This is a genomic window from Acidithiobacillus sulfurivorans (assembly GCF_018853815.1).
GTDB classification, from domain to species: domain Bacteria; phylum Pseudomonadota; class Gammaproteobacteria; order Acidithiobacillales; family Acidithiobacillaceae; genus Acidithiobacillus; species Acidithiobacillus sulfurivorans.
The window spans coordinates 1-202 of sequence record NZ_JAAOMP010000155.1; the positions used below are offsets into that span (position 1 = coordinate 1).

Consider the following 202-nt stretch of genomic DNA (forward strand, 5'->3'; position numbering starts at 1 on the left):
AAGCGCACCGGCTTCATCGTCCGGGGACAGGGCACATTCCACCAAAGCACTTTTCCCGCCGCCACCTGCTGTAACCGTACCAAGTGGCGCATCGGCCTCAAGACCAACCCTGCAGCCAAATTGCCGAGACAAAAAGGCACCGACAACGCCATGATGCTGCCCGCCGGCACTGATCGTCATCAATGGGTCTTCCATATCCCGC

General features: G+C 59.4%; 1 pseudogene. It reads right to left on the bottom strand.

From position 1 onward, the window contains the following. Positions 1-180 (bottom strand): annotated as a pseudogene (locus HAP95_RS17700) (DNA cytosine methyltransferase); the annotation flags it as partial. Positions 181-202 lie beyond the last annotated feature (22 nt).